At 48.8% G+C, this 22,895-nt stretch carries 22 protein-coding genes; 12 read left to right on the top strand and 10 right to left on the bottom strand.

Annotated features, from left to right (window positions below; all coding sequences use genetic code 11):
- Window positions 1-98: 98 nt before the first annotated feature.
- The gene (locus ACYVJM_RS08420; RefSeq protein ID WP_461147784.1) at window positions 99-911 is read right to left on the bottom strand and encodes a hypothetical protein; all 813 of its coding nucleotides are present in this window, start codon (window positions 909-911) and stop codon (window positions 99-101) included.
- A gap of 96 nt (window positions 912-1,007) precedes the next feature.
- On the bottom strand, window positions 1,008-2,561 hold the full coding sequence (locus ACYVJM_RS08425) for a S8 family serine peptidase (RefSeq protein WP_461147785.1): 1,554 nt from the start codon (window positions 2,559-2,561) through the stop codon (window positions 1,008-1,010).
- Between the two features lie 137 nt (window positions 2,562-2,698).
- Here ACYVJM_RS08425 and ACYVJM_RS08430 point away from each other — a divergent pair, with 137 nt between their 5' ends.
- On the top strand, window positions 2,699-3,991 hold the full coding sequence (locus ACYVJM_RS08430; protein ID WP_461147786.1) for an aminopeptidase P family protein: 1,293 nt from the start codon (window positions 2,699-2,701) through the stop codon (window positions 3,989-3,991).
- Between the two features lie 45 nt (window positions 3,992-4,036).
- On the opposite strand, the gene ACYVJM_RS08435 is transcribed toward ACYVJM_RS08430, so the two are convergent.
- Window positions 4,037-4,678: a TetR/AcrR family transcriptional regulator gene (locus tag ACYVJM_RS08435; RefSeq protein ID WP_012927987.1), complete on the bottom strand. Its 642-nt coding sequence runs from the start codon at window positions 4,676-4,678 to the stop codon at window positions 4,037-4,039.
- Window positions 4,679-5,211: 533 nt separating this feature from the next.
- On the opposite strand from ACYVJM_RS08435, the gene ACYVJM_RS08440 reads away from it, so the two are divergent.
- Together ACYVJM_RS08440 and ACYVJM_RS08445 are read left to right on the top strand one after the other, a co-directional pair.
- A complete protein-coding gene (locus ACYVJM_RS08440; RefSeq protein WP_461147787.1) occupies window positions 5,212-6,765 on the top strand; it encodes a CotH kinase family protein in 1,554 nt (517 codons plus the stop codon).
- 121 nt (window positions 6,766-6,886) lie between these two features.
- The gene (locus tag ACYVJM_RS08445) at window positions 6,887-7,657 is read left to right on the top strand and encodes a Fic family protein (RefSeq protein ID WP_461147788.1); all 771 of its coding nucleotides are present in this window, start codon (window positions 6,887-6,889) and stop codon (window positions 7,655-7,657) included.
- 116 nt (window positions 7,658-7,773) lie between these two features.
- Here the strand turns inward: ACYVJM_RS08445 and ACYVJM_RS08450 are convergent, their stop codons facing one another.
- Together ACYVJM_RS08450 and ACYVJM_RS08455 are read right to left on the bottom strand one after the other, a co-directional pair.
- Window positions 7,774-8,655, bottom strand: coding sequence for a hydroxypyruvate isomerase family protein (locus tag ACYVJM_RS08450; RefSeq protein WP_461147789.1), 882 nt, complete (start codon window positions 8,653-8,655; stop codon window positions 7,774-7,776).
- Window positions 8,656-8,732: 77 nt separating this feature from the next.
- On the bottom strand, window positions 8,733-9,518 hold the full coding sequence (locus ACYVJM_RS08455; protein WP_461147790.1) for a 3-keto-disaccharide hydrolase: 786 nt from the start codon (window positions 9,516-9,518) through the stop codon (window positions 8,733-8,735).
- A gap of 165 nt (window positions 9,519-9,683) precedes the next feature.
- On the opposite strand from ACYVJM_RS08455, the gene moeB reads away from it, so the two are divergent.
- The 5 genes from moeB (at window position 9,684) to ACYVJM_RS08480 (ending at window position 13,890) form a co-directional block, all read left to right on the top strand.
- Window positions 9,684-10,823 (top strand): molybdopterin-synthase adenylyltransferase MoeB, encoded by a 1,140-nt coding sequence (moeB, locus tag ACYVJM_RS08460; protein ID WP_461147791.1) that lies wholly within the window; start codon window positions 9,684-9,686, stop codon window positions 10,821-10,823.
- A 178-nt stretch (window positions 10,824-11,001) separates the two neighbouring features.
- On the top strand, window positions 11,002-11,355 hold the full coding sequence (gene panD / locus ACYVJM_RS08465) for an aspartate 1-decarboxylase (RefSeq protein ID WP_461147792.1): 354 nt from the start codon (window positions 11,002-11,004) through the stop codon (window positions 11,353-11,355).
- Window positions 11,356-11,484: 129 nt separating this feature from the next.
- A complete protein-coding gene (locus tag ACYVJM_RS08470) occupies window positions 11,485-12,537 on the top strand; it encodes a lysylphosphatidylglycerol synthase transmembrane domain-containing protein (protein ID WP_461147793.1) in 1,053 nt (350 codons plus the stop codon).
- 16 nt (window positions 12,538-12,553) lie between these two features.
- Window positions 12,554-13,033: a D-glycero-beta-D-manno-heptose 1-phosphate adenylyltransferase gene (gene rfaE2, locus ACYVJM_RS08475; RefSeq protein ID WP_461147794.1), complete on the top strand. Its 480-nt coding sequence runs from the start codon at window positions 12,554-12,556 to the stop codon at window positions 13,031-13,033.
- Window positions 13,034-13,224: 191 nt separating this feature from the next.
- Window positions 13,225-13,890, top strand: a complete 666-nt coding sequence (locus ACYVJM_RS08480) for a zinc metallopeptidase (RefSeq protein WP_461148631.1) — start codon at window positions 13,225-13,227, stop codon at window positions 13,888-13,890.
- A gap of 77 nt (window positions 13,891-13,967) precedes the next feature.
- Here the strand turns inward: ACYVJM_RS08480 and ACYVJM_RS08485 are convergent, their stop codons facing one another.
- Window positions 13,968-14,366 (bottom strand): phage holin family protein, encoded by a 399-nt coding sequence (locus ACYVJM_RS08485; protein WP_461147795.1) that lies wholly within the window; start codon window positions 14,364-14,366, stop codon window positions 13,968-13,970.
- 73 nt (window positions 14,367-14,439) lie between these two features.
- On the opposite strand from ACYVJM_RS08485, the gene ACYVJM_RS08490 reads away from it, so the two are divergent.
- The gene (locus ACYVJM_RS08490) at window positions 14,440-15,171 is read left to right on the top strand and encodes a class I SAM-dependent methyltransferase (protein ID WP_461147796.1); all 732 of its coding nucleotides are present in this window, start codon (window positions 14,440-14,442) and stop codon (window positions 15,169-15,171) included.
- A 59-nt stretch (window positions 15,172-15,230) separates the two neighbouring features.
- Here ACYVJM_RS08490 and ACYVJM_RS08495 read toward each other — a convergent pair whose 3' ends face one another.
- The gene (locus ACYVJM_RS08495; RefSeq protein WP_461147797.1) at window positions 15,231-16,913 is read right to left on the bottom strand and encodes an amino acid permease; all 1,683 of its coding nucleotides are present in this window, start codon (window positions 16,911-16,913) and stop codon (window positions 15,231-15,233) included.
- A 143-nt stretch (window positions 16,914-17,056) separates the two neighbouring features.
- On the opposite strand from ACYVJM_RS08495, the gene gldA reads away from it, so the two are divergent.
- Complete coding sequence (gene gldA, locus ACYVJM_RS08500; RefSeq protein WP_461147798.1) at window positions 17,057-17,974, top strand: gliding motility-associated ABC transporter ATP-binding subunit GldA; 918 nt, start codon at window positions 17,057-17,059, stop codon at window positions 17,972-17,974.
- A gap of 65 nt (window positions 17,975-18,039) precedes the next feature.
- Here the strand turns inward: gldA and ACYVJM_RS08505 are convergent, their stop codons facing one another.
- Window positions 18,040-18,573 (bottom strand): DUF4136 domain-containing protein, encoded by a 534-nt coding sequence (locus ACYVJM_RS08505; RefSeq protein WP_097128552.1) that lies wholly within the window; start codon window positions 18,571-18,573, stop codon window positions 18,040-18,042.
- A 125-nt stretch (window positions 18,574-18,698) separates the two neighbouring features.
- A complete protein-coding gene (gene aroB, locus ACYVJM_RS08510) occupies window positions 18,699-19,736 on the bottom strand; it encodes a 3-dehydroquinate synthase (protein ID WP_461147799.1) in 1,038 nt (345 codons plus the stop codon).
- 228 nt (window positions 19,737-19,964) lie between these two features.
- On the opposite strand from aroB, the gene ACYVJM_RS08515 reads away from it, so the two are divergent.
- On the top strand, window positions 19,965-21,209 hold the full coding sequence (locus tag ACYVJM_RS08515; protein WP_461147800.1) for an MFS transporter: 1,245 nt from the start codon (window positions 19,965-19,967) through the stop codon (window positions 21,207-21,209).
- 146 nt (window positions 21,210-21,355) lie between these two features.
- Here the strand turns inward: ACYVJM_RS08515 and ACYVJM_RS08520 are convergent, their stop codons facing one another.
- Window positions 21,356-22,000 carry an NAD(P)-dependent oxidoreductase gene (locus ACYVJM_RS08520; RefSeq protein ID WP_461147801.1) on the bottom strand — a complete coding sequence of 215 codons (645 nt, stop codon included), beginning with the start codon at window positions 21,998-22,000 and terminating at the stop codon, window positions 21,356-21,358.
- Between the two features lie 486 nt (window positions 22,001-22,486).
- Between ACYVJM_RS08520 and ACYVJM_RS08525 the strand changes: the two genes are divergently transcribed.
- Window positions 22,487-22,882 (top strand): hypothetical protein, encoded by a 396-nt coding sequence (locus tag ACYVJM_RS08525; protein ID WP_461147802.1) that lies wholly within the window; start codon window positions 22,487-22,489, stop codon window positions 22,880-22,882.
- Window positions 22,883-22,895: the final 13 nt, after the last annotated feature.

A 22,895-nucleotide genomic window follows, 5' to 3' on the forward strand; every position in this document is an offset into this window, starting at 1 on the left:
ATAAAGAGCGAATAGGTGAATGAGTGAAAGAGTGAATGCTGCTTTCGTACAATTTAGCGTAGGAAGTGATTTCGCTCTTCCACTCTTTCGCTCTTTGATTACCGTACCAGATACTGCTGCCCGTTAATGGTTAAAACAGAAGCGCGCAGAACATTTACTTTATCTAGCTGTACCTGCCCTTCCCGAACTTGCTTTGGATAGCCCTGGACAGTAATTGTGTTGCCTTTTTTCGCCAAGTCTGTCAGTTGATAAGCTACGTGAGCGGGAATACTGACCACCGTTTTGTTGTCGAGGACCAGAGCGTTAACCCGTCCACCCCGGTTCAATCGATAATCAGCTATCTTACCGGTTACCGTTGTCAAGGCAGGGGGCGTAGGTGGGGTAGCCGGACGAACAGGCGGTGCATCGTCCACGGTTACTTTCCCGGCAGTCAGGCTATTCATGCGAAAAAGACTCTCTCCATCCGGGGTTTTGTCCGTGTAACCTGTAACACTAACCGTACTTCCAACTTTGATGGCTTTCTGCACCTGTTCGCCCAGATGGGGCGGAAATTTTACCGTTGTCGTTGGTCCTGAACCGGTATTGAGGGTGAATCCATCTAAAATGGCGTCGTCGTTGCCAACCAACTGGCCAACAGTACCCGAAACGGTAGTAAGCGATGTCAGGCCCTCAAACCGGTGATTTCGACCGGGGCCCTGCCCATTTGCCCGAGCACCACGATCGGCGTCGGGTCTGCCGTGCTTCCGGCCGGGGCCACCCCTTTCGGGTAGATCGCGACCGGGTCCTTTCATTGAAACAGCCGGGTCACCGGGTACAGGCTCGGGGCCTTCTGCCCGCTGTGCGTGTGCCAGTGGCGATGCTAACGTTGATACAATAAGCGCAATAGCGATTAATTTTGCCTGGGTTTCCATAAGTAAATGTTGTTTACTGTTGATTACGGAAGCAAAACTAGAGTCGCCACTTAAGCCCCATCTGAAGTGGAGATTAATTTTTCTTCATACAGGCATTTACTCCCAGATAACTTCAATGACTTCAGTTTTTAGATCAACAGTTGTCTGTTTTTCATCTGCCGATCGACGCAGGACGAGCTTGCCCTCGCTTACCTTGGCCGCTTCCTGCTGCAACACATGCGTGGCATCTTTTTTATGAAAGACCGATACCGCTAAGTCACTCGTTGTAACGGGCAGAGTTATGGTTTTTCCGGTCCCTTTCACTGAACGTGTAACTGTGGGCACGTCCTGATTACGAAGCAATGCCAGCGCCCGCGACGCCTGCGGGACACCGTAACCGACGTAATTATTTCCATAAGGATATAAATGAGCCGATTTTTCGATAATCGCCATCACTTCCTTATTGGTTAGTTTGGGATTGGCCTGCATGATACAGGCGGCAAATCCGGTGATCACCGGCGCCGACAATGACGTACCGTACAGGGAGAAACACGCTACGTTCGGTTTCAGATACGCCAGACTTTCCGGGCCAATACTACTGTATCCGATGCGGTTCCAGAGCCGTGAGTTTGTAGCCCCTATGGCCAGCACGCCCTGTGCATCGGCCGGTGTGCTGATGATGCGCCAGGAGCGGTCTTCTCCTTCATTTCCCGCCGATACAATGATCAGTATTCCCTTTTTATCGGCGGCAATCTGAGCGGCCCTGCTGATCAGGCTGGTGTGCCCATCCATCTGGCCGGGCTCATAATTATCTTTGGGGTTACTCATGCCTTTGGCATACCCAAGCGATGTATTAATAAGCCGGACGCCAAGGCTATCCATCCATTCCATAGCGGCCACCCAGTTGTCTTCTTCACCCCGATATTCGCGATTTCCCTGATCGGTACGAGCCAGATAAAAGGTTGCGTCGGTAGCCAGGCCGAACTGGATGTTTTCGACCGGGTCGCTGCCGGCTATCGCTGCCAGCACTTCGGTTCCGTGAAAATCGGCATTGGATTCCAGTGTACGAAACAACTCATTATGCGTCTTCTTTTCATTGACATAATCCCGAACCCGTTTCACCCCATCCCGGGAAAATACATGCTTCAGCGCATTGGCAGAGTCGGCACCAAAAAATCCGGCATCAATAACACCGATATTCACAAACCGACCCGTCAGGCCCGCTTTTGCAAAGTCGGGAGCCTGAATCTGCGACATCACCGGCGCTAGTTGCGGATTTGCCGGTAAGCCGGTAGACGTTATCACGATTGCCGGATCAATGGCCTGAATCTCTTTTACGAACGGAAGTTTCACCACCTGTGCGTATTGCCGGGGAGTTAGCCGGACAGACACAGCGTTGAGCCAGCGTGATTGACAAATGGGTTGCACGCCCGCTTGTTTCAACTGAGTGAGGTAGCTGCCTGATACGGGCTGATCGGTATCATCGAGCGGTAGACTCTGTGTTTTTCGCTGCGCAATTGCCATTGGCGATAAGGCCGGTGCGGAGTGCGGATCTTTATCGGTCAACAGCAGCCAGTACTTGGCGTTGGCTACATCAGGCCCGGCGGGGCGCGTTTGTCCCTGCACAAAAAGCACAGTCAGGCATAAACACACAGAAAGTCGAAATGTCATGATTAGTCTAGGCGAAGAAGTAAGCTGTTCAATTAACGAAACCAGGTCAAGGCAAAACAGGAAAACACGCAGAAACTCTTCTTGCTTTTGAGTTTCTTTGCAAACTTAATCACAAACAGCCCCTCAACAGCTACGCTATGCGTTATTTACCAATTGACAACCAGCTTTTCGTTCAAAATCGTCAGCGGCTCGTACCCTTACTGAAACCCAAATCGCTGGTTGTTGTCAACGCCAACGACATCATGCCAACTAATGCCGATGGCACGATGGCTTTCCGCCAGAACAATGATCTGTTTTACCTCACTGGTGTCGATCAGGAAGAAACACGTTTAGTTCTTTTTCCGGAGCATCCGGACCCAAAATTCCGGGAGGTGCTGTTTCTCCGCGAAACGAGCGAACTCATTGAGATCTGGGAGGGACATAAACTGACGAAGGCCGAAGCCGAACAGGTAACGGGCATACCCCGGAAACAGGTTTACTGGACACACCAGTTTGAGCAGATTTTTGGGCAGATGATTTTCGAAGCCGAACACATCTACCTGAATACCAACGAACATACCCGAGCCGGTGTAGAGGTTCAAACGCGTGATGCCCGGTACATCGACCTCTTTCGGCAGAAGTACCCACTGCATCACCTGGAACGGCTTGCCCCGCTCATGCATTACCTTCGGGCCATCAAACAGCCGCAGGAGATTCCCCTTATCCAAACGGCCATCGACATTACCGACAAAATGTTCCGGCGGCTGCTGGGCTTTATAAAACCCGGAGTTTGGGAATATGAAATCGAAGCAGAAATGATGCACGAATTCCTCCGCAACCGGTCGCGGGGAGCCGCCTACACGCCCATCATTGCCTCGGGGGCCAATGCCTGTGTGCTTCACTATATCGACAATAGCCAGCAGTGCCAGGATGGGGATGTGATTCTGCTCGATATTGGCGCGGAATATGCCAACTATAATGCCGACATGACCCGTTCGGTACCCGTCAATGGCCGCTTTACGACTCGCCAGCGGGCGGTTTATGAGGCCGTTCTACGCGTTATGAAAGAGGCCACTCAAATGCTTCGCCCCGGTAATCTGTGGGACGAATACCACCGCGAAGTCGGCAAAGTAATGGAGTCTGAACTAATTGGTCTGGGTTTGCTGGACCGCACGGAGGTGGCCAACCAGGACCCTGACACGCCTTTGTACAAGAAATATTTTATGCACGGCACTTCCCACTTTCTGGGTCTTGATGTCCACGACGTAGGGAATAAATACCGGAAGATGGAACCCGGCATGGTGTTCACCGTTGAACCGGGCATCTACATACGTGAAGAAAAACTGGGCATTCGTCTCGAAAATAACGTACTGATCACCGAATCAGGCAATATTGACCTGATGGCTAATATCCCCCTCGAAGCTGACGAAATTGAAGCGATGATGAACTGATTCGTAACTGGTCCGCACAGCAACCGGGTGCGGACCAGTTATAAATCACTTGGTCTTGGCTTGCTCGCGTTCGAGGGCAATATTCAGGCTTGAATAAATACGACGAATGGCAGTTTCCAGACGCTCCCAACCGGCATCGGAGCGGAGATCGATATCGCCGATATGATCACGCTGGGTGCTGGTGAGCACAATATTTGTAACAGCCGCAACCATCAGGCTGGTAATAGCAAGGGGATCGAAATCAGAGTAAGGAGCCAGTTTAGCGACCATGTTCTTGTACGACTGATCCCGGAAATCAGCCAGCCGGCGAGCGAGTTCCGTTTCGCCGTTCGACATTTCCCAACGAATCAGTTCCTGAGACGATTTACGTGTCCGGAATTCGCGCATGAACTGAATCGTGTACTCTGACCAGGCTTTGCTTCTGGCTTCGGGCGCTACGTTGTCAGGTACCGAATCCAGAAATTTATCATTGAACATGGACAGGAAGAAACCACGATGCACGTAGGCTTCCAATAAGCCGTTCCACCCGCCAAAGTACCGATAGATAAGAACTTTATTGACACCCGCCCGATCGGCAACGGCATTGATACCGGCTTTCTCTGTGCCTCGTTCAGCCATAACTTCACCCATAGCCCGTAAGATACGCTCCATGGTCATCTGGCGATTTCTTCGCTTGACTACTTTCATAAATTGATTGATTTTGTTAAGAGGAGGAATTAATTACTACTTTATGGGTGCAAAATAGTAACCATTATTTAAAAGTCTGCAAATTTACTGTTGGCGCAAATATGATTGTTAAGGATGATGTTTTCAAGTCACTAACTAATAAAAATAGAAAAAACCATGTTTCAATTTACTTGTTAAGCAACATTATTACTGAATTGCTATATTTTCTTATTCTGCACCTAAAATGCGTTAATAATTGCTAATCAAGCTTCTAGAATAGGTTCATCTTTCATGAACCTATAAGTTCAAATTGCAAAAATCAGTGATCCTATTCTTTGAATTATCCAAACCTAACTAACTAGCCGATTAAAGAACAGCGAGTTTATAGTTTACTATAGGGCTGATTAAAACCAGATCAGTACAAAAAAATAGACCTATTTTTATAGAATAAAATACAATAAATTTATCCTATGCGCATATCCCTTAGGCTTTTCATACTGTTTGTAACATTTTCTCCGCTTTCCGCTTTCGCACAAACGTTAACATCAACAAACTTGCCGATCATTATCATTAACACAAAGGGTCAGGCAATTCCGGATGAGCCCAAGATTATTGCTACACTGAGCATTATAGATAATGGGAGCGGCAAACGAAATAACGTCTCTGATAAACCTTCTTTCGAAAGCAAGATTGGCATTGAGAAGCGTGGGGCAACTTCACAACAGTTGTTTCCCAAAAAACCTTACGGCTTTGAGCTACGCGATACATCGGGAGTAAATTCAGTTAATGCGTCACTACTGGGTATGCCCGCCGAATCGGACTGGGTATTGAATGCTACGTATAATGACAAAACATTAATCCGGGAAGCGTTAACATACGACTTGAACCGACAAATGAGTGTCTATTATACCCCGCGATACCGCTATTGCGAAGTCATATTGAACGGTAATTACGAAGGGATTTATTTACTTTTCGAGAAAATAAAACGGAATAAAAACCGGGTAAATATCACAAGTATAAAGCAGACCGATGTGTCGGGTGATGCCCTGACAGGCGGGTATATTTTTAAAATTGACAAAACAGAAGGCTCACTTTCCCGTAGCTGGAACTCCCCCTACACATCAGTAAATGGACAGCCGATTCCAATTCAGATTGAGCGGCCTAAGCCTGAAGATTTAGCAGAAGAACAATTTCAATACGCAAAAAAATATATAACGGACTTCGAAAATACCCTGAAAGGAACGCAATATCAGGACTCAACCACCGGGTATCGGAAATACATTAACGTCGACTCCTTTATCGATTATTTATTACTCACTGAAGTTTGTAAAAATGTGGATGGGTATAGACTGAGCAGTTTCTTTTACAAAGATCGGGATAGTAAAGGCGGCAAGCTGGTGATGGGGCCAATTTGGGATTATAACCTGACCTATGGAAACGCCAATTATTGCGAGGGTAACGCCTATCAGGGATGGGCGTATGCGTTCAATTCCATTTGCAAAACCGATGTTTACCAGCTTCCTTTTTGGTGGGACCGGCTGCTTACCGACAAAGCATTTGCCACTCAGACGCGCCTTAAATACCAGAGTCTGCGTAAAACGGTCCTGAAAACGGAGCGTATTCAGGCTTATGTCGATTCGGTAGCCACACAGCTTACGGAAGCCAGAACGCGTAATTTTCAGCGCTGGCCGGTTATCGGCATTTATGTCTGGCCGAACGGCTTTGTTGGCCAAACGTACCAGCAGGAAGTTGATTACCTGAAAACATGGGTAAAAAATCGCCTTGACTGGATGGACAACGCTATTCTTCCGTTTGGGACGGATGTGCTGGCCGTTGAACCAACGCACGATTTTCAACTGACCATCAGCCCAAACCCATCTACCGGTCCTGTTCATCTGGCCTATCAGCTCCGGCAACGTGCCACCGTTCGGGTAACAATAACGGACGCGACCGGTCGAACGATTTATACAATTACCCGACCGGGCCAATCGGCCGGTGAGCATTGGGAAACAATACCCAATCAGCTACTGTCGACAGGGTTAGGGGTTTATTTTTTGCAATTGACCAGTGACGGGCAAACGGCGAGCAAAAAGATACTGAGGTATTGATTGACCAGGCAGCGCGGGGAGACAACTCTATCGTTTCGTAGCCAGTACGGGGTTTGTATGATGAATTGTCCGTAAACGTAAAGTGGATTGTTACTGTGCATTTTCAGGAAAACAGGTGATCATGAAAGTAAACGTCACGACTGAAACGCTTCCCCAACTCCTTAACCGCTACCGAGCTGCCACGGGAGAAACAAGCACCTATACGGTTAATAAACATAGCCTGCATACGTACCACTCGATCGCCCTTGAGGGCTGTTCCTTAACAACCTCACAAACCCAGGCCCTTCTTACGGAAGGCAAATTACTTCCCGGCCTGCCGGTTGCCGATCAGTTTCTGCTCCTCGATCACCATAAGGCTCTCAACGAGGTATTGCTGTTGGCCAGCCAGCGGGAGCCTGTCAACCGGCTTGCCCTCCAACGGATCGCGTCGATTTTGATGCACCAAACGGGCGGTCTGAAGTATTCGTTGTTAAGCAGCTTCGACACAAGTAAAGGCGAATTACGCATCGATAGCGCCATGGCTGGCCGACGACAACTGGTAGAAGCCCATAAACTACCGGCCGCCCTGGATGCGCTGCTTAAAGAAATCAACACCGCTGTTGCCCTGCTTAAAACTCCGCGTCAACTTTATGATCTATCGTTTAAAGCCCACTTTCAATTATTGACCTTGCACCCTTTCGGCGCGGGAAATGGCCCTATGGCGCGTTTGTTGATGACTTACATTCAGCAGTACCATCAACTGCCGCTCAGCCTGGTTTATGCCGACAGTCGAACTGCTTACCTGAAATCGCTGGACGTGAGCTGGCAGCAAAAAACGCCGGTATCAATTATTGATTTCATGCACGGTCAGCTGATCCGCTTTCTACAGGAAGAGATTGATAGGAGGTATTAGGAGCAGGGAACGAGTAGTGAGGAGTGCTGACGCATCAATAAAAAAGAGTGAGGAGTTGGACGTGAGTGCCGTATAAGCCCTCCTCACGTCCAACTCCTCACTCCTATTACTTAAAACTATACATCACAGATCAATACCGCTTCTTTCAGACTTTTGAGCGGGTCACGTACGGGAATGAACTCCTGCGCCACATAGCCTTTAAAGCCAGTGTCGACAATGGCTTTCATGATTGCCGGATAGTAAAGCTCCTGCGTTTCGTCGATTTCGTTCCGACCGGGATTGCCACCGGTGTGGTAATGCCCAATGTATTTACTGGACTCCCGGATGGTGCGGATGATGTCGCCTTCCATAATCTGCATGTGGTAAATATCGTACAGCAGCTTGAAGTTTTCTGAGCCGACCTTTTTGCAAAGCTCTACGCCCCAGGCTGTATGATCGCACATGTAATCTTTGTGGTTCACTTTGCTGTTCAGTAGCTCCATAATCATGGTGATACCATGCTTCTCTGCACTTGGCATCAGGCGCTTCAGTCCTACAGCACAGTTTTCCATACCTTTTTCGTCGCTCATACCCCGCCGGTTACCGGAAAAGCAGATAACGGTGGTCAGCCCGGCGGCTTTCAACTTTGGAAAGATAGCCTCATAGCTGGCCACCAGTTCATCGTGAAACTTAGGATCGTTGAAACCATCGTTGATACCTTTACCAGCGCCTTGTGGCAAAGCACATGTCAGACCGTATTTTTTCAACACGGGCCACTCGTCAGGACCAGTCAGATCGATGGAGGTAATCCCCATCTCTTTGGCGGCCTTGCAAAGGTCATCGAGCGGTATTTTACTGTAGCACCACCGGCAAACCGAATGGTTGATGCGCCCCTTCAGTAAGGGAGCCGTTTGTTCAGATGTAGTCATGGAGCTGGCTAAAGAGTCGGTCAGCAATGGTAGCGTGAGGGCGGTACCAGTCAGGGTTTTCAGAGCCGTTCGGCGGGTGTAGGGTTTCATACAGTTTTGAATGAGCAGATGAGTGAATGATTGAATGGAGTATTAGCAAAGCCATTCAATCATTCACTCATTCAAAATTACAATTCGCGAATCCGGATGTTGCGGTACCAAACCTTGTTGCCATGATCCTGTAGAGCAATGTGGCCGGTTGCATATTTACCAAAGCCTTCCCACCCCTTAAATTTACTCTCAGCTACCATTTTATCCCATTCCGGGCCGCTGGTTGGGTATTCGGCCGTTTTTTTACCGTTCAGATACTGCTCTGCCTTCCCGTTGTTAACAACCAGGCGAGCCTTGTTCCATTCACCAGCGGGTTTGGCAGCACCGGGTGTAACGGGCTTTTGAAGATCATAGAGTGAACCGGCGGTCCGATTACCATCGCGACCTTGTTTGGCATCGGGGTGCCGCTCATTATCAAGAACCTGCATCTCAGGGCCGGTCTGATACGTTGCCTTATACTTAGGATCTTCGTGAACGTGGAAAATAATGCCACTGTTACCCCCTTCGGCAATTTTCCACTCAACTTCCAGTTCAAAATTACCGTACTCCTTATCGGTTACAAGATCGCCGGCTCCGCCAGAAGCCAGGTGAATAGCCCCATCGTCGATGGTCCACTTATCGGACACCGGCTGCCCTTCCTTGAGGTAGATATGCCAGCCGCTTAAGGTTTTACCATCGAAAAGATTTTCCCATTTCCCTTTTTTTAGAAGGTGTTCGGACTGTACCCTAACCAACTTGTTAGGTGCAGGAACAGGATCAGCACTAGCCGAATTGACGTTGAGCGTCAGTGTAAGCGCCAGAAAGCCAATCGTTACTGATGGCCGTAGGGCAGGAACATTTGCAGAAAAACGCAGATAGTTCATAGGTAAGAAACATTTGGATTTTGTCGGGGCAATAGTACTAAAAAAAAACACATGCTTAACGTTAAGAAAATATTTACGTCTGGCCTTGCCCTCATGCAATTTTCAAGAGTCTAAAGCTGTTGGATTAGTGCAGCACAGATTCCAGATGCACCCCTTTTCAAAGTTATGGAAACAACGACCTTAGTACCGGCCGAGAAACAACGCTATCAAAAACACCTAAACCTACCTGAAATTGGCCCCAAAGGTCAGTTATTGCTCAAAAACGCTCGTGTACTGGTTGTAGGTGCGGGTGGGCTGGGCTGTCCCGTTCTCTTGTACCTTACGGCCGCTGGTGTAGGCAAAATCGGAGTTATCGATCCTGATGTTGTTGACCTGAGCAATTTACAGCGGCAAGTGCTCTACACGACCGATGAAGTGGGCAAGCCTAAAGCGAAGGTTGCGGTAAGTCACCTCAATCGACTTAATCCGGATATCTCGTTCGACACCTATACTATGGCTCTGGACATCAACAACGCCCGATCCATCATTGAAGCGTACGATATTGTAGTCGACTGCACCGATAATTTCAAGGTGCGCTACCTGGTTAACGATGTATGTGTGATGCTCGGCAAACCATTTGTATACGGTGCCATTCATCGCTTTGAGGGCCAGGTGGCCGTGCTTAATGCCGACCTGGGCGATGGTCGGCGGGGACCAACGTACCGTTGTCTGTTCCCGGACTATCCGAGTGAAATTGAAATACCAAACTGTAGTATTACGGGCGTATTGGGTGTGTTGCCGGGCGTTATAGGTACTTACCAGGCTAACGAGGTCATTAAACTGATAACAGGCATTGGCCAATCGCTTAACGAGCACTTACTCATGATCGACCTGCTGTCCATGAATCAGCAGAAAATCAAAACGAAGCGGTTACCCAATGCGGATGAAGTAGCTCGGGAAGGGCTGGCATCGGCGGGAGCACGGCCGGCTCCGGGAACATCAGGGCCGCAACGAATATCCGTTCAAGAACTTTCGGAACGCATTGCACTCGGCGAGGATTTGTTTCTGCTGGATGTTCGTGAACGTCCGGAATACGAACTTTGCCACCTGGAGGGGGCCGTGCTGATTCCCGTGGGTATGATCCCCAATAACCGCAAACGGATTCCGACCGACCGTCCCGTCATTGTCTACTGTCATCACGGCATCCGATCGGCCAATGTTGTGCAGTACCTCTATGCGCAGGGAGGCCTGACAAATCTCTACAATCTCGACGGCGGCATTAACGCCTGGGCGCGGGACATCGAACCGGAGATGGCGGTGTATTAGTTAACAAATTGATGGTCAGTCAGTGCTGGCCATCACGAACTCAATCACCAGGAACGAATAACCACCACCCGAACTCAGGGGTACACTAACCAGGAACCAACCCCGGCAGGTGGCTGTTTTTGTGACGGCTGGAAGCAACTTACTATTCGCTGCTTCTCGATGCCATTACCCAATTCGCATGTTTGTTACCATTTTAAAATCGAAACTGCACCGCGTCAAAGTCACGCAGGCTGAACTGAATTACGTTGGAAGTATCACCATTGATGAAGATCTTATGGATGCGGCCAACTTACTCGAAAACGAACAGGTTCATATTGTTAACAATAATAACGGCGAGCGGCTCGTCACTTATGTCATCAAAGGCGAGCGTGGTTCGGGAATTATTTGCCTAAATGGGGCTGCTGCCCGGAAAGCACAGGTTGGCGACATCATCATTATCATTGCTTATGCCATGATGACAACAGAAGAAGCCAAGGATTTTAAACCAACCGTCGTTTTCCCGAACGATAACAATCGACTGGTAATTGGGTAACCCATTTACGCACCACTCACATCCGTTTCAATGAAACTCCGTTACTTTGTGACGGAGTTTTTTGTAACGCGTCTGAGAAGTCGCCGTTATTACCATTTCAGACCGGCCTTCCGGCCGCGATCCAGTCACATGAACATTAAAAATGTTATTAAGTACCTTGTCTCACTGGCTATTGCCGGGGGGCTACTCTGGTTCACATTTCAGCAAAGTCACCTCGATGCCGCCGATTTATGGCAGAAAATAAAGGGGGCCGATTACCGGTGGGTGTTGTTATCAGCGGTATTCACCATCATAGCCCACTGGAGCCGCGCCGAACGGTGGCGCATTCTGCTGGAGCCGGTAATTGCCCAGCGCCCTACTTCACTCGATACAACCGCCAGCGTACTAACGGGCTATCTGGCTAACCTGGCATTGCCCAGAGCGGGCGAGTTTGTTCGTTGCGGCACGCTGTATCGTTTATCGAACGTGCCTGTTAACGTTAGTTTCGGGGCCGTCGTGGCGGAACGACTCTTCGACCTGTTAATGCTGGTGCTGCTGCTGATTGCCACGTTTGTCCTTGAGTTCGACCGGATTAGTCAGTTTTTTATTGAGTTTCTCGGTGGCAAACTACCCAAAGGATCAAGCGGTTCGGGGCTGTTGCTGTTCGCTGGCGCCGTTATTGTGGGGTCGGCGCTGCTAGTCTGGTTCCTGTTCAATCGCTACCGGGAGGCTCTGGGCCGACACCCGCTGTATCAGAAAATCAGTGCGTTCGTGAAGGGACTTCTCGACGGTCTGTTAAGCGTCCGGAAAATACGTCGGCCGGGGGCGTTCGTCTTTCATACGCTGCTTATCTGGACCATGTATTACCTCATGTCCTATACGCTGTTCTTTGCCATGCCTGCCACCGCTAATCTGGGTCCCCTGGCCGGGCTTACGATTCTGATGGTCGGTACGCTTGGCATGGCGGCTCCAACACCGGGCGGCATTGGCTCGTTTCACCTGCTGGTGGGTCAGGTAGCCCTGCTCTACGGGCTCACAAGCCAGGATGGTCAGGTGCTGGCCACGTTCATTCATGGGGTTTCAACACTGATGATTATTATTCTGGGCATTCTGGCCCTGTTAGTTGTGCTTTTCCGCCGGAATAAATCAACCCAGGCGGCCGATGTATTGGACGATCCGAAGGCCCTAAGGCTGGAACCCTAGTTCTCTGATTTTTCTTATGACCGAATCTAAAATACTTACCCGCGAACAGGCGGTTCAACAGGCCGAAAAGTGGCGTGCCGAAGGGCAGCAGATCGTTTTCACAAACGGTTGCTTCGACATTGTTCATTTGGGTCACATCGATTACCTCGAAAAAGCCCGGCAACTTGGTGATCGCCTGATTCTTGGCCTCAATACCGATGCCTCTGTCAGTTGTATAAAAGGCCCACTACGCCCCGTCGTAAACGAATATGCGCGCGCCCGACTCATGGCTGCACTTGAATTTGTTGATGCGGTCACTCTCTTCGGCGAGCCAACCCCGCTCGAACTGATCGAAACGGTACAACCCGACGTACTGGTAAAAGGTGATGATTACACAGTATCCACCATTGTAGGAGCCGATTTTGTCCTGGCGCGTGGTGGACGTGTTGAAACCGTTGCGCTCGTTCCCGGTTACTCGACAACGAAGCTCATTGAACGGATAAAAGAAGGGTATTGAACAAGCTTCTCAGCCCTTTTCCTGAGCCTAAAGCTAGTCCATCGCCTTGTCGAGCGGCCCCCCAACTTGATAAATGGTTAGCAAGCCGGGATACTTTTTACCCTAATTCGTTGTTTTACTACTGACGGACGAATACATTGGCCGTTTCATTGAAACCACAAACCTGACTAACTGAGATGATCTGGTTAATTATGATTCTTCTCTTCGGCGCAAGCGCATTCGTGAGCTGGCGATTACGAAGTAAGTTTAATGAATACTCTCAAATTGGCTTAAGCAATGGCTTAAGTGGCGCAGAAGTAGCCCAGCAAATGCTACGTGAAAATGGCATTTATGACGTTCGGGTGGTATCTGTCGAAGGAATGCTCACCGACCACTACAACCCGGAAGATAAAACGGTTAATCTAAGTGCCGACGTTTATTACGGACGTAGTGTAGCCGCTGCTGCCGTTGCGGCCCACGAGTGCGGACATGCCGTACAGCATCAGGTTGCCTATGCACCCCTTAAGTTCCGCTCGGCAATGGTGCCCGTACTGACCGTTTCGTCGCAGTACATGCAGTGGATACTGCTGGGTGGTGTTTTGCTGCTCCGTACCACGCCCATTCCGCTGGCTATCGGCGTTGCCTTATTTGCCCTGACAACGCTTTTTAGCTTTGTGACCCTGCCGGTAGAGTTTGACGCCAGTCGTCGGGCCTTGGCCTGGATTCAGACCCGTGGGGTTGTCAATCAGCGCGAATATGGCTTTGCCAAAGATGCGCTCTGGTGGGCTGCCATGACCTACGTTGTTGCGGCTTTAGGCTCTCTGGCAACCTTGCTTTACTACGCCAGCCTGTTGATGGGTGGCCGTCGGAGCAACTAACCAACTGCCAGTATCAATAAAAAAGCCGCTTCAGCAATGAAGCGGCTTTTTTATTGATACTGGCTTACTACGTCCGATTAACCAAGGTGTAAATTGGATAGTAAACTAACTACATAACCCGACTCCACCATTTCTTGGGTAGGGGCGGAGCGGTCAATCAGGGTTCCGGCAACAGCGACAGCCAGAGCAATGACCAGCGCAGGCCAGAAACCAACAATGGTAAAGCTGTCCATGAAACTGTCAATAAGCTTCAGAATAACGGCCGTAACAATAATTCGAACAATACCGGTTAGCAGGAAAAACGTGACTAAATTGAGCGGGAATCGAATGATCCAGCCCAGAAAAAAATTAAGGAGCCCAAGCAGAACGGCAATTAAAATGGCAGTTCCAAAATTTTTCACATCGACCTGGGGCATCAGGTAAGCCAAGCCAAAAATAACGGCTGCATCGAGCAGTAAGTGTAGGATTAAATTCATATTCAGGATGTAATTGGTTTTTTGAACAACTGTTTTGGGGTAGGATGGTTTAGATACTACTAACTCGTTTCTTATGCGTCATGTATCGGTTTTGCTTTTTGTCTTTCTGATAACCTGCTGTCGGGGTGCTTCTCAACAGCAGCCTGCCAGTACCTCTAGGGCTGATTCAACAGCCGCTTACGAGTTCAAAGATGCCAGCCGCGATGGTATTGGCAAGTTTTATCAAGGTCGCGAGATCGCTCATGTCATGGGTCACCTCGGCGCATCCTGGCTTGAGCGTCCCGAACGCGAACGCGAAGAACGAACCGACTTATTACTCAAAGCCCTTTCTTTGAAGCCAACCGACGTTGTTGCCGATATTGGTGCCGGAACGGGTTTCTTTACTTTTCTGATGGCACCTAAGGTATCGAAAGGTAGCGTTCTGGCTGTCGATATTCAACCCGAAATGATTGACTACCTCAACGAGGGAAAAGCGAAACGCAAAATAACCAATGTTCAGCCTGTACTCGGCACGGAATCCGACCCGAAACTGAAGGCTAACAGTATCGACCTGGCCATCTTGATTGACGCTTATCATGAATTCTCATACCCACGTGAAATGATGGGCCATATCGCAGCGGCCTTAAAGCCAGGCGGACGCATTGTTCTGGTTGAATACCGCGCCGAAGACCCGAATGTACCTATCAAAGAACTTCACAAACTTAGTGTAGCACAGGCCACCAAAGAAGTGAAAGCCGCCGGTTTAAAGCTACTAAAAAATGATGACCGCTTACCCCAGCAGCACATTATGTTCTTCGGCAAGTAACTCAGCCTGATTTTGCCTGAATCTCCCAGGTGCTGTCAGCGTTTGGGCAAACAGCTAAACTAAATCGTATTTCCTTTATTCGCCAGTTTACTTTTTCTGAATCCGTAAGAGAAATAGATAGCCAAGCCAATTAGCAGCCAGATACCGAAAATCTGCCAGTTACTGGCACCCAGCTCGGTCATGAGGTAAAGATTGGTCAATACGCCGACTACAGGTAGAAGGGAGAAATTATAACGAAACCCTTGCACGGCCAGAACGACCCATACACCCCAGAAAACAACAAGCAGGGGTTTGCTCTCCAGCGTTTGCACGACATTTACATCAGCCCTGGTCAGCACATAAGCCAGTACCGCCAGGAGTACCGACCCGATAATAAATTTACCGTTGATGTAAGGCACTTTGAATTTCGATTGCGCCGTCAGTCCTTTTGCATCCAGGTATAAAATGCCCGCGCAAACAAGGATGAAAGCAAAGAATGTACCAACGCTGGTTAAGTCCACGAAAAACTTCAGATCCATAAACAGCGACGGAATCGCTACCAGAAATCCAGTAACAATCGTTGCGAATGAAGGCGTTTTGTAAGTAGGATGAATGCGGGAAAAACGTTTCCAGAGAAGTCCATCGCGGCTCATGGTCATCCAGATGCGCGGCTGTCCTAACTGATAGACCAGTAGTGCGCTGGTGATGGCAACCACGGCACTCACCGAAATGACCCCGGCTACAAAATCGAGGTTTACCTTCTGGAACACATAGGCCAGTGGATCACTGACGCCTAGTTCCTTGTAGTTCACCATACCGGTCAACACTAAGGTAATTAGCACGTAAAGAACCGTACAGATACCCAGGCAATAGAGCATGGCACGAGGGAGGTCTCGTTGGGGATTTTTACATTCTTCGGCCGTGGTTGAAATAGAGTCGAAGCCAATAAAGGCAAAAAACACCGATGCTACGCCACTCAGCACACCCGATATTCCATTTGGCGCGAACGGTGACCAGTTTGCCGGTTTCACGTAGAAAGCTCCTACCCCAATCACCAGAGCAATTACACCCAGCTTGAGAATAACCAGTATATTACTCGCTGTACGCGACTCTTTAATACCAATGTAGACCAGGGCCGTAATTAACGCCGTTATTGCTCCGGCAGGCAAGTTGGCTATAATGTGAAGATCGCCAACAACAGGCGCATTAGCGTAGGCATCGGCCAACAAACGGGTATTGTCAGGTAAGGTAGTCAGAGCCGTACCGGCCTGCTTTGTTTGCTGCACTAGATCAAACGCGCGCGATGCCGAGCCGTAGTCCGTTGCAAAGTACTTAGGAAATGTAATTCCGAATCCGCTGAGCATAGAGGTGAAATACTCCGACCAGGAGATAGCCACTACCATGTTGCTAACCGCATATTCGAGTATGAGTGCCCATCCGATTACCCAGGCAAATATTTCTCCGAACGCCACATACGCATACGTATACGCGCTGCCGCTGACGGGCACGGTGCTGGCAAACTGGGCGTAACTCAAGGCCGTAAATACACAGGCAATGGCAGTAAACACAAATAGTAGCGATACCGCAGGACCACCGTTATAACTTGCCAGTCCTATGGTGCTGAAAATACCGGCCCCAATGATAGCTGCAATGCCAAATGATGTTAGATCGCGAACGCCCAGCGTCTTTATCAGTTTGCTGGACTCGCCTTCTGCGGCATCACTCAGGATTTGGGTTACGGTCTTTTTTCGAAAAAGCGACATAAGAGAAGAAGAAAAACGTTGTCTATTGATGTTAAACCGATAAAAATAGAAATTCTTTCCGGTTTTTTGTACGTTAGTTTTACATAGCGTTTATGCCGACGGTGGGCAGTCCGTCGTTTACTGTTTGTCATCCCTAATCTACCATGTCTATCCAAGTCCGGAACCTCACCAAAGAATACAACCAGCAAAAGGCTGTAAATCAAATCTCACTGAGTGTGCAGCCGGGCGAAATTGTCGGATTTCTGGGCCCAAATGGTGCGGGTAAGTCAACTACCATGAAAATTGCGACCGGATACCTCCCTCCCACCGAAGGTACGGTTGAAATCAATGGATTCGACGTCCTGACGCATCCCATGGAGGTTCGGCGCAGTGTTGGCTATCTGCCAGAGCATAACCCGCTCTACCTCGACCTGTACGTGAAGGAATACCTGCGGTTTGCCGGTTCGCTGCACGGAATAAGCGGAGTCGAACTAACCCGACGCATTACGGATATGATTGACCTGGTTGGCCTCGGGCGAGAGCAACATAAACGCATTAGTCAGCTTTCCAAAGGGTACCGGCAACGGGTAGGTCTGGCACAGGCGCTGCTGCACAATCCTCCCGTGTTGATCCTGGACGAACCGACAACAGGGCTCGATCCGAATCAGTTAGTCGAAATCAGGCAGGTCATTCGGGATGCCGGTCGCGATAAGACCGTGTTGTTTTCAACGCACATTATGCAGGAAGTAGAAGCCATCTGCGACCGGGTGGTTATCATCAACCGAGGCCAGATTGTCACCGATCAACCGCTGAGTCAACTCAGACGCGTATGGGCGGGTGAAGGGATTGTTGTTGTGGCAGAGTTTGAACGGGCACTGGACGATGTAAACATACTCACCTCCGTTCCGGGTGTAGAGCGTGTAGAACCGCTGGCCAATGGGCAATACCGAATTACGGCGGGGCCCGATACCGATCTGCGAGGGGCCATCTTCCGCCTTGCCGCCGACCGTAACCTGACCCTGGTTGGCCTTCGACAGCAGGAAAACTCGCTGGAAGGAATTTTCAAGGAGTTAACAAAATAGGGAAGGTCATCCAAGTCCGGAGTTTGTCTGAACTTGAATGACCTCCCCTGATGTAGCAAATATCCTTATCTGGCGGTAGCCATGAGCGGATACTGGTCAAAAATTGACCGGACTATGCCTTTGAAATAGTTGTTCTTAAAGTTCTGGTTGCGCATCATCTTGGATGCGTACCCCTTCCAGATAACCTGATACGATTCAGCGTCGATGAGCGAAATCATCAGCGTACCCTCATCAAGGTTATAGTCGATACGTTTGTAAGTAGCATCGTCGTCTTCCCGAACTACCCAGTCTTTGATAACCGGCTGTTGATAGCCCCGGAACCGCAGGTCGGAACGGAATATGTTATACGAGATCAGCAGATTTGGGCTCCGGTTGCTTACGCGATAGCCACGAGCTTCCATCTGATGCCGGATAGCGTCCTGAATGTCGGAACAAAGCAAGGTGGAGTCGACAAACTCGCATTCCAGGAAATTAAATGATTCGTAGTTTTTGAAATGCCCTTCATAGCTATAGTCATGCTCAACAAATAACCTACTTGGCGAACAACCCACAACAGCAATGACGGCCAGTGTAAATAAGATTCCGATGCACTTTTTCATACTAAAGCTTGTAAAGAGTTTTCAATAGATAACTTGTTTTAAATAAAAAGTAGTGATATTAAAGGGTCGAACTCAAATATAATCGTAATTGTTTGGCAAACAATAGGCTAGGACCAAATTATCCTTTATTTATTTAGGCCTCGGTAGAACTCCAATGCCTTGCGCATTTCGGCATTTGACACCAGGATATCGAAGGCGCAACTTCCTGCTCCATCCAACAACGACATTCGTACTTCACGGCCCCGATTTTTCTTATCCTGCAAGGTCAGAGCGAGAATCGGCTCTGTATCCTCATCCGAAAACCGCACATTACCATATACGGCAAATATGTATTCTTCGATCTGTGTAAGCAGCGATTCGTCTATCATTTTTTTCTGATAGGCAATGTAGGCTTCGGCAATCATTCCCACCGCTATGGCCTCACCATGCAGCAGCCGCTTCCGGGGCTGCGTCAGAAAGTATGTTTCTACTGCGTGGCCCAGCGTATGGCCGAAGTTCAAAATCTTCCGCAGTCCCTTTTCCGTAGGGTCTTGTTCAACGACGCGTTGCTTTACCGCTACTGAATGAGCGACCAAGGCCGGCCAGTTCTGCTCGTCGAGGTCGCGCCGACGAATTTCGTCCCACATGGCGGCATCGGCGATGAGACAGTGCTTGATAACTTCGGCAAAACCGGATCTTAGTTCACGTTCCGGCAGTGTGGCCAGAAACGTTGGGTCAATTAACACCGTGTTGGGTTGCTGAAACACCCCAATGTGGTTTTTGAAGCCCCGGAAATCAATACCGAGCTTACCGCCCACACTGGCATCTACCTGCGAAAGTAAGGTAGTAGGTACCTGAACAAAGGCAATACCTCGCTTGTAGGTAGCCGCGCAAAAACCGCCCATATCTCCGATAACGCCCCCGCCCAGGTTGAGTACCAGCGCATGACGGTCGAAATTAGCTCGTGTGAGCGCATCCCAGATCATTTCGCAGGTTGCAATGTGCTTCTGCTCCTCTCCCGATTTGATTCGGACGAGTGTGTGTTTGGGCAAAAACGCTTTCAATTCAGGATAACAAAACCGGAATGTATGGTTATCAGCAATAACAGCAATGGCTGAAAAATCATAAGAGTCCAGAAAAGCAGGGAGGCTTTCGGCGAGTGGGGCAATTGTTACGGTCGACATACCGTAAAAGTACGGCAGTCATTGGTTGGGATAAAGGGAGAATGCCAAGATTTTTTTAACAGAAGTACCAACCCAATAGCAATCCGACAGAACATACAGTATCAATTCGGTCATTCTGTCAGAATTTGATTGTGACTTATCCCTGATCATCAACTACATCTGTTGTTTTTTCGTCTATCAAACTTATCTTTACCCTACTCCTTTTCCTTTTTGCTTCATTGACACTTTATGAAGGTTCGTTACCGCGTACTGGCGGGCTTATTCCTGCTCTCGACTATTACTTACCTCGACCGCGTTTGCATGAACGTTGTCAGTAAGTACGTCAAGTCTGACCTCCATCTTGATAATCAGCAGTTTGGCTGGATTCTGGGCGCTTTCTCCCTGGCCTATGCTCTTTTTGAAATACCAACCGGCTCGCTCGGCGACCGAATTGGGCCCCGGCGTGTTCTAACGCGAGTGGTTTTGTGGTGGTCGGGTTTTACCATGCTGACCGGAACTGCCTTTAATTTTCTTTACCTGCTGGTTGTCCGGTTTTTGTTTGGCGCGGGCGAAGCCGGTGCCTACCCCAATTCATCCATTGTCATTGCGCGCTGGTTTCCGGCGGTTGAAGTGGGCCGGGCACAATCCGTGATCTGGGCCGCCGGGCGGCTGGGCGGTGCCCTTACACCCCTGTTAGTTATTCCGCTGGTACACTGGGCGGGCTGGCGGTGGGCATTTGTCCTGTTAGGACTCCTCGGTGTGCTGTGGGCCTTAGGCTGGTACCTTTCCTTTCGCGACGAACCGGCGGCACAGCCGGGTATGACGCTGGAGGAAGTGCGGGAAATTGAACGGGGACGTAAAATTAAGTCTTCAGACCACCTGATTCCCTGGAAGACCATCATCAGCAACCCCGACCTGTGGGCGCTGATGCTCATGTGTCACCTGTTCTTTTACGGATCGTATTTCTTCACCAACTGGTCGTCAGTTTATTTTCAGGAAGGGCGCGGTATGTCCGAAGACCAGACCAAAAACTTTATTTCGCTCTCCTATTTTCTGGGTGCTATCGGCTGTCTGGCAGGCGGCATTCTGAGCGATGCCTTAACCAAGCGCTACGGGCTCAAAATTGGTCGCCGTGCGGTGGGTGTTGGCGGACTGGGTTTATCGAGTTTGTTTTTCCTGCTGGCGGGCCTGACTACCGACAACCAACTGGCGGGTTATTTTCTGGCAACCTGCGTTCTGATGAAGGATTTGGCGTTACCGGTTGCGTTTGCCGTTTGTGTAGACATTGGCCAGCGGAATGCGGGTTCTGTAACAGGAGCCATGAATTTTGCCGGGCAATTGGGCGGCTTTTTCATTACCATTCTGTTCGGCATCATCGTTGAGAATACCCATAACTTCAGCTACCCGCTGTTTATGATTGCCGGGTGTTTGCTGGTCAGTGCCTTGCTCTGGCTACGCATCGACCCAACAAAGCCCGTAACGATAAAAGAATAAAGTGAAAAGGAGATAGCACTTCGTTTGATAGTCCTTAATGGATGGACCTTATAGATTGTTAATTAATATACTTTGTGCTTATACACAAAAAAGCCAGCAACAAGCTGGCTTTTCTGTGATCATCAAAAACGCATTTTTTGTTAACCCTACTTGCTCGCTATAAAGGGAGCTTGCTGAATGTAACGCTGGTCGTTAAGTTGACTAATCAGAAAGTTTGCCAAATCAACGGCTGTGATGCGTTGTCCTGGCAAGTGATCTAGATTAATGTCTACACCTCCCGTTGCGGGATCTTGAGTGATGAAAGGCACTCGTACGTAGGTCCAATTCAGATTGCTCTCTGAGAGCAATTTAAATTCAAGTTGCCGATCATTCATGAATAACGAGTAGTGTTGCTGCATGTAATCGGCGGCTTCCTGAGTCCTTGCGTCTAATTGTTCGCGGCCAGTTACGAAAAGGCTTGTCACAACTACACAACGACTGATACCAAGCTCCTCCATGATGGCCACAAAATTTTGGGTTGCAGTACTCATCATGGGTGTAGTTTCTCCCTTCGTATGACCGAGAGTACTTAGCAAAGCACTGCTTCCCTGCAATAGCCTACGGACGCAACTAGCATCACGAACATCACCCTGAACGATTTCTAACCGCTCACTGGATAGGTTGAACTCTTGAGGATAGCGTAAAAGGAGCCGGACGGAGTAGCCCGCTGCAAGGGTCTGCTCAACCAAAGGTCGTCCTGCTTTACCGGCACCCCCTAAGATGGCAATTATCGAATTGTTGTTAATTATCATGCTGTTAACCTGCTTTTGACTGCCAGTTGAAACTATGTACTGATTCAGTCAGGTGAATTGCCTATAAGAAAGTCATAACACGACAAGCCTGCTTGTACGTTTCTGACCTTGGCAACGAAATTGACGTGAGACCCAAACTTACCGGACAAGTAAGTTGGTGTAGCCGTTTACATTTTGGACAATAAATGTCTCACCCTTTTGGGAAAAGGGTGTAAACGGAGGGTGATATGTTAACAGACTTTAATAAGCCAAACTTAATTAAATAGTTTGGCTATTTTCCCTATGGTTCAAACAATAGTAGGCTTGTCTGATCTTTCTTGTTTTCCTTGACATAACGTTACTTATACAATCGTTCTGAATATAGTATCAACTAATCAGTATAATTCCCTTTATACAACTCTGAAATCGGGTAATTATACGCTACAGCTAACCGTCCTGTCTTAATAGATTTGGGCTTCCTTTAATGACTCATTATTACTTTACCTTATGAAACTGTTCTTTGTCATTATTATTCTAATATGGGGTAGCTTAACGGCTACTGCCCAGGTAAAAAACCAGTTAGCCAATACAGCCTGGCAAGGTACTGTCGAGACGAGCCAAGTCGTGGATGTTGTTCTTCGGTATGGAGCAGATACAATCACGATGTATACTGTAGCGGACAAGCAGTTGCTCGAAACGATGACCTACACGATGAAAGGTGATTCGCTGACCTGGAAAAAAGTAAGTGGGAGTAGTCCCTGCGACACCCAGGCTATTGGGATCTATCAGGTGATGATCAAAGAGGACGAGATGGTATTGAAACTACTTAAAGATGATTGTCCACTACGATCAGGAGCATTGCAGCCAAAGCCATTTAAGAAAATAGCTTACAGTAGCAAATAACTTAAGGGTTATT

The organism is Spirosoma pulveris, assembly GCF_054781875.1.

Bases quoted from the DNA above. Each gene is read 5' to 3' on its own strand.
- ACYVJM_RS08470 (WP_461147793.1), top strand. From the start codon at position 11,485: ATGAACATTAAAAATGTTATTAAGTACCTTGTCTCACTGGCTATTGCC.
- ACYVJM_RS08425 (WP_461147785.1), bottom strand. From the start codon at position 2,561: ATGACATTTCGACTTTCTGTGTGTTTATGCCTGACTGTGCTTTTTGTG.
- rfaE2 (WP_461147794.1), top strand. From the start codon at position 12,554: ATGACCGAATCTAAAATACTTACCCGCGAACAGGCGGTTCAACAGGCC.
- ACYVJM_RS08515 (WP_461147800.1), top strand. From the start codon at position 19,965: ATGAAGGTTCGTTACCGCGTACTGGCGGGCTTATTCCTGCTCTCGACT.
- ACYVJM_RS08455 (WP_461147790.1), bottom strand. From the start codon at position 9,518: ATGAACTATCTGCGTTTTTCTGCAAATGTTCCTGCCCTACGGCCATCA.
- ACYVJM_RS08430 (WP_461147786.1), top strand. From the start codon at position 2,699: ATGCGTTATTTACCAATTGACAACCAGCTTTTCGTTCAAAATCGTCAG.
- ACYVJM_RS08485 (WP_461147795.1), bottom strand. From the start codon at position 14,366: ATGAATTTAATCCTACACTTACTGCTCGATGCAGCCGTTATTTTTGGC.
- aroB (WP_461147799.1), bottom strand. From the start codon at position 19,736: ATGTCGACCGTAACAATTGCCCCACTCGCCGAAAGCCTCCCTGCTTTT.
- ACYVJM_RS08445 (WP_461147788.1), top strand. From the start codon at position 6,887: ATGAAAGTAAACGTCACGACTGAAACGCTTCCCCAACTCCTTAACCGC.
- ACYVJM_RS08490 (WP_461147796.1), top strand. From the start codon at position 14,440: ATGCGTCATGTATCGGTTTTGCTTTTTGTCTTTCTGATAACCTGCTGT.
- ACYVJM_RS08420 (WP_461147784.1), bottom strand. From the start codon at position 911: ATGGAAACCCAGGCAAAATTAATCGCTATTGCGCTTATTGTATCAACG.
- ACYVJM_RS08435 (WP_012927987.1), bottom strand. From the start codon at position 4,678: ATGAAAGTAGTCAAGCGAAGAAATCGCCAGATGACCATGGAGCGTATC.
- ACYVJM_RS08495 (WP_461147797.1), bottom strand. From the start codon at position 16,913: ATGTCGCTTTTTCGAAAAAAGACCGTAACCCAAATCCTGAGTGATGCC.
- ACYVJM_RS08505 (WP_097128552.1), bottom strand. From the start codon at position 18,573: ATGAAAAAGTGCATCGGAATCTTATTTACACTGGCCGTCATTGCTGTT.
- moeB (WP_461147791.1), top strand. From the start codon at position 9,684: ATGGAAACAACGACCTTAGTACCGGCCGAGAAACAACGCTATCAAAAA.
- panD (WP_461147792.1), top strand. From the start codon at position 11,002: ATGTTTGTTACCATTTTAAAATCGAAACTGCACCGCGTCAAAGTCACG.
- ACYVJM_RS08480 (WP_461148631.1), top strand. From the start codon at position 13,225: ATGATTCTTCTCTTCGGCGCAAGCGCATTCGTGAGCTGGCGATTACGA.
- gldA (WP_461147798.1), top strand. From the start codon at position 17,057: ATGTCTATCCAAGTCCGGAACCTCACCAAAGAATACAACCAGCAAAAG.
- ACYVJM_RS08525 (WP_461147802.1), top strand. From the start codon at position 22,487: ATGAAACTGTTCTTTGTCATTATTATTCTAATATGGGGTAGCTTAACG.
- ACYVJM_RS08450 (WP_461147789.1), bottom strand. From the start codon at position 8,655: ATGAAACCCTACACCCGCCGAACGGCTCTGAAAACCCTGACTGGTACC.
- ACYVJM_RS08520 (WP_461147801.1), bottom strand. From the start codon at position 22,000: ATGATAATTAACAACAATTCGATAATTGCCATCTTAGGGGGTGCCGGT.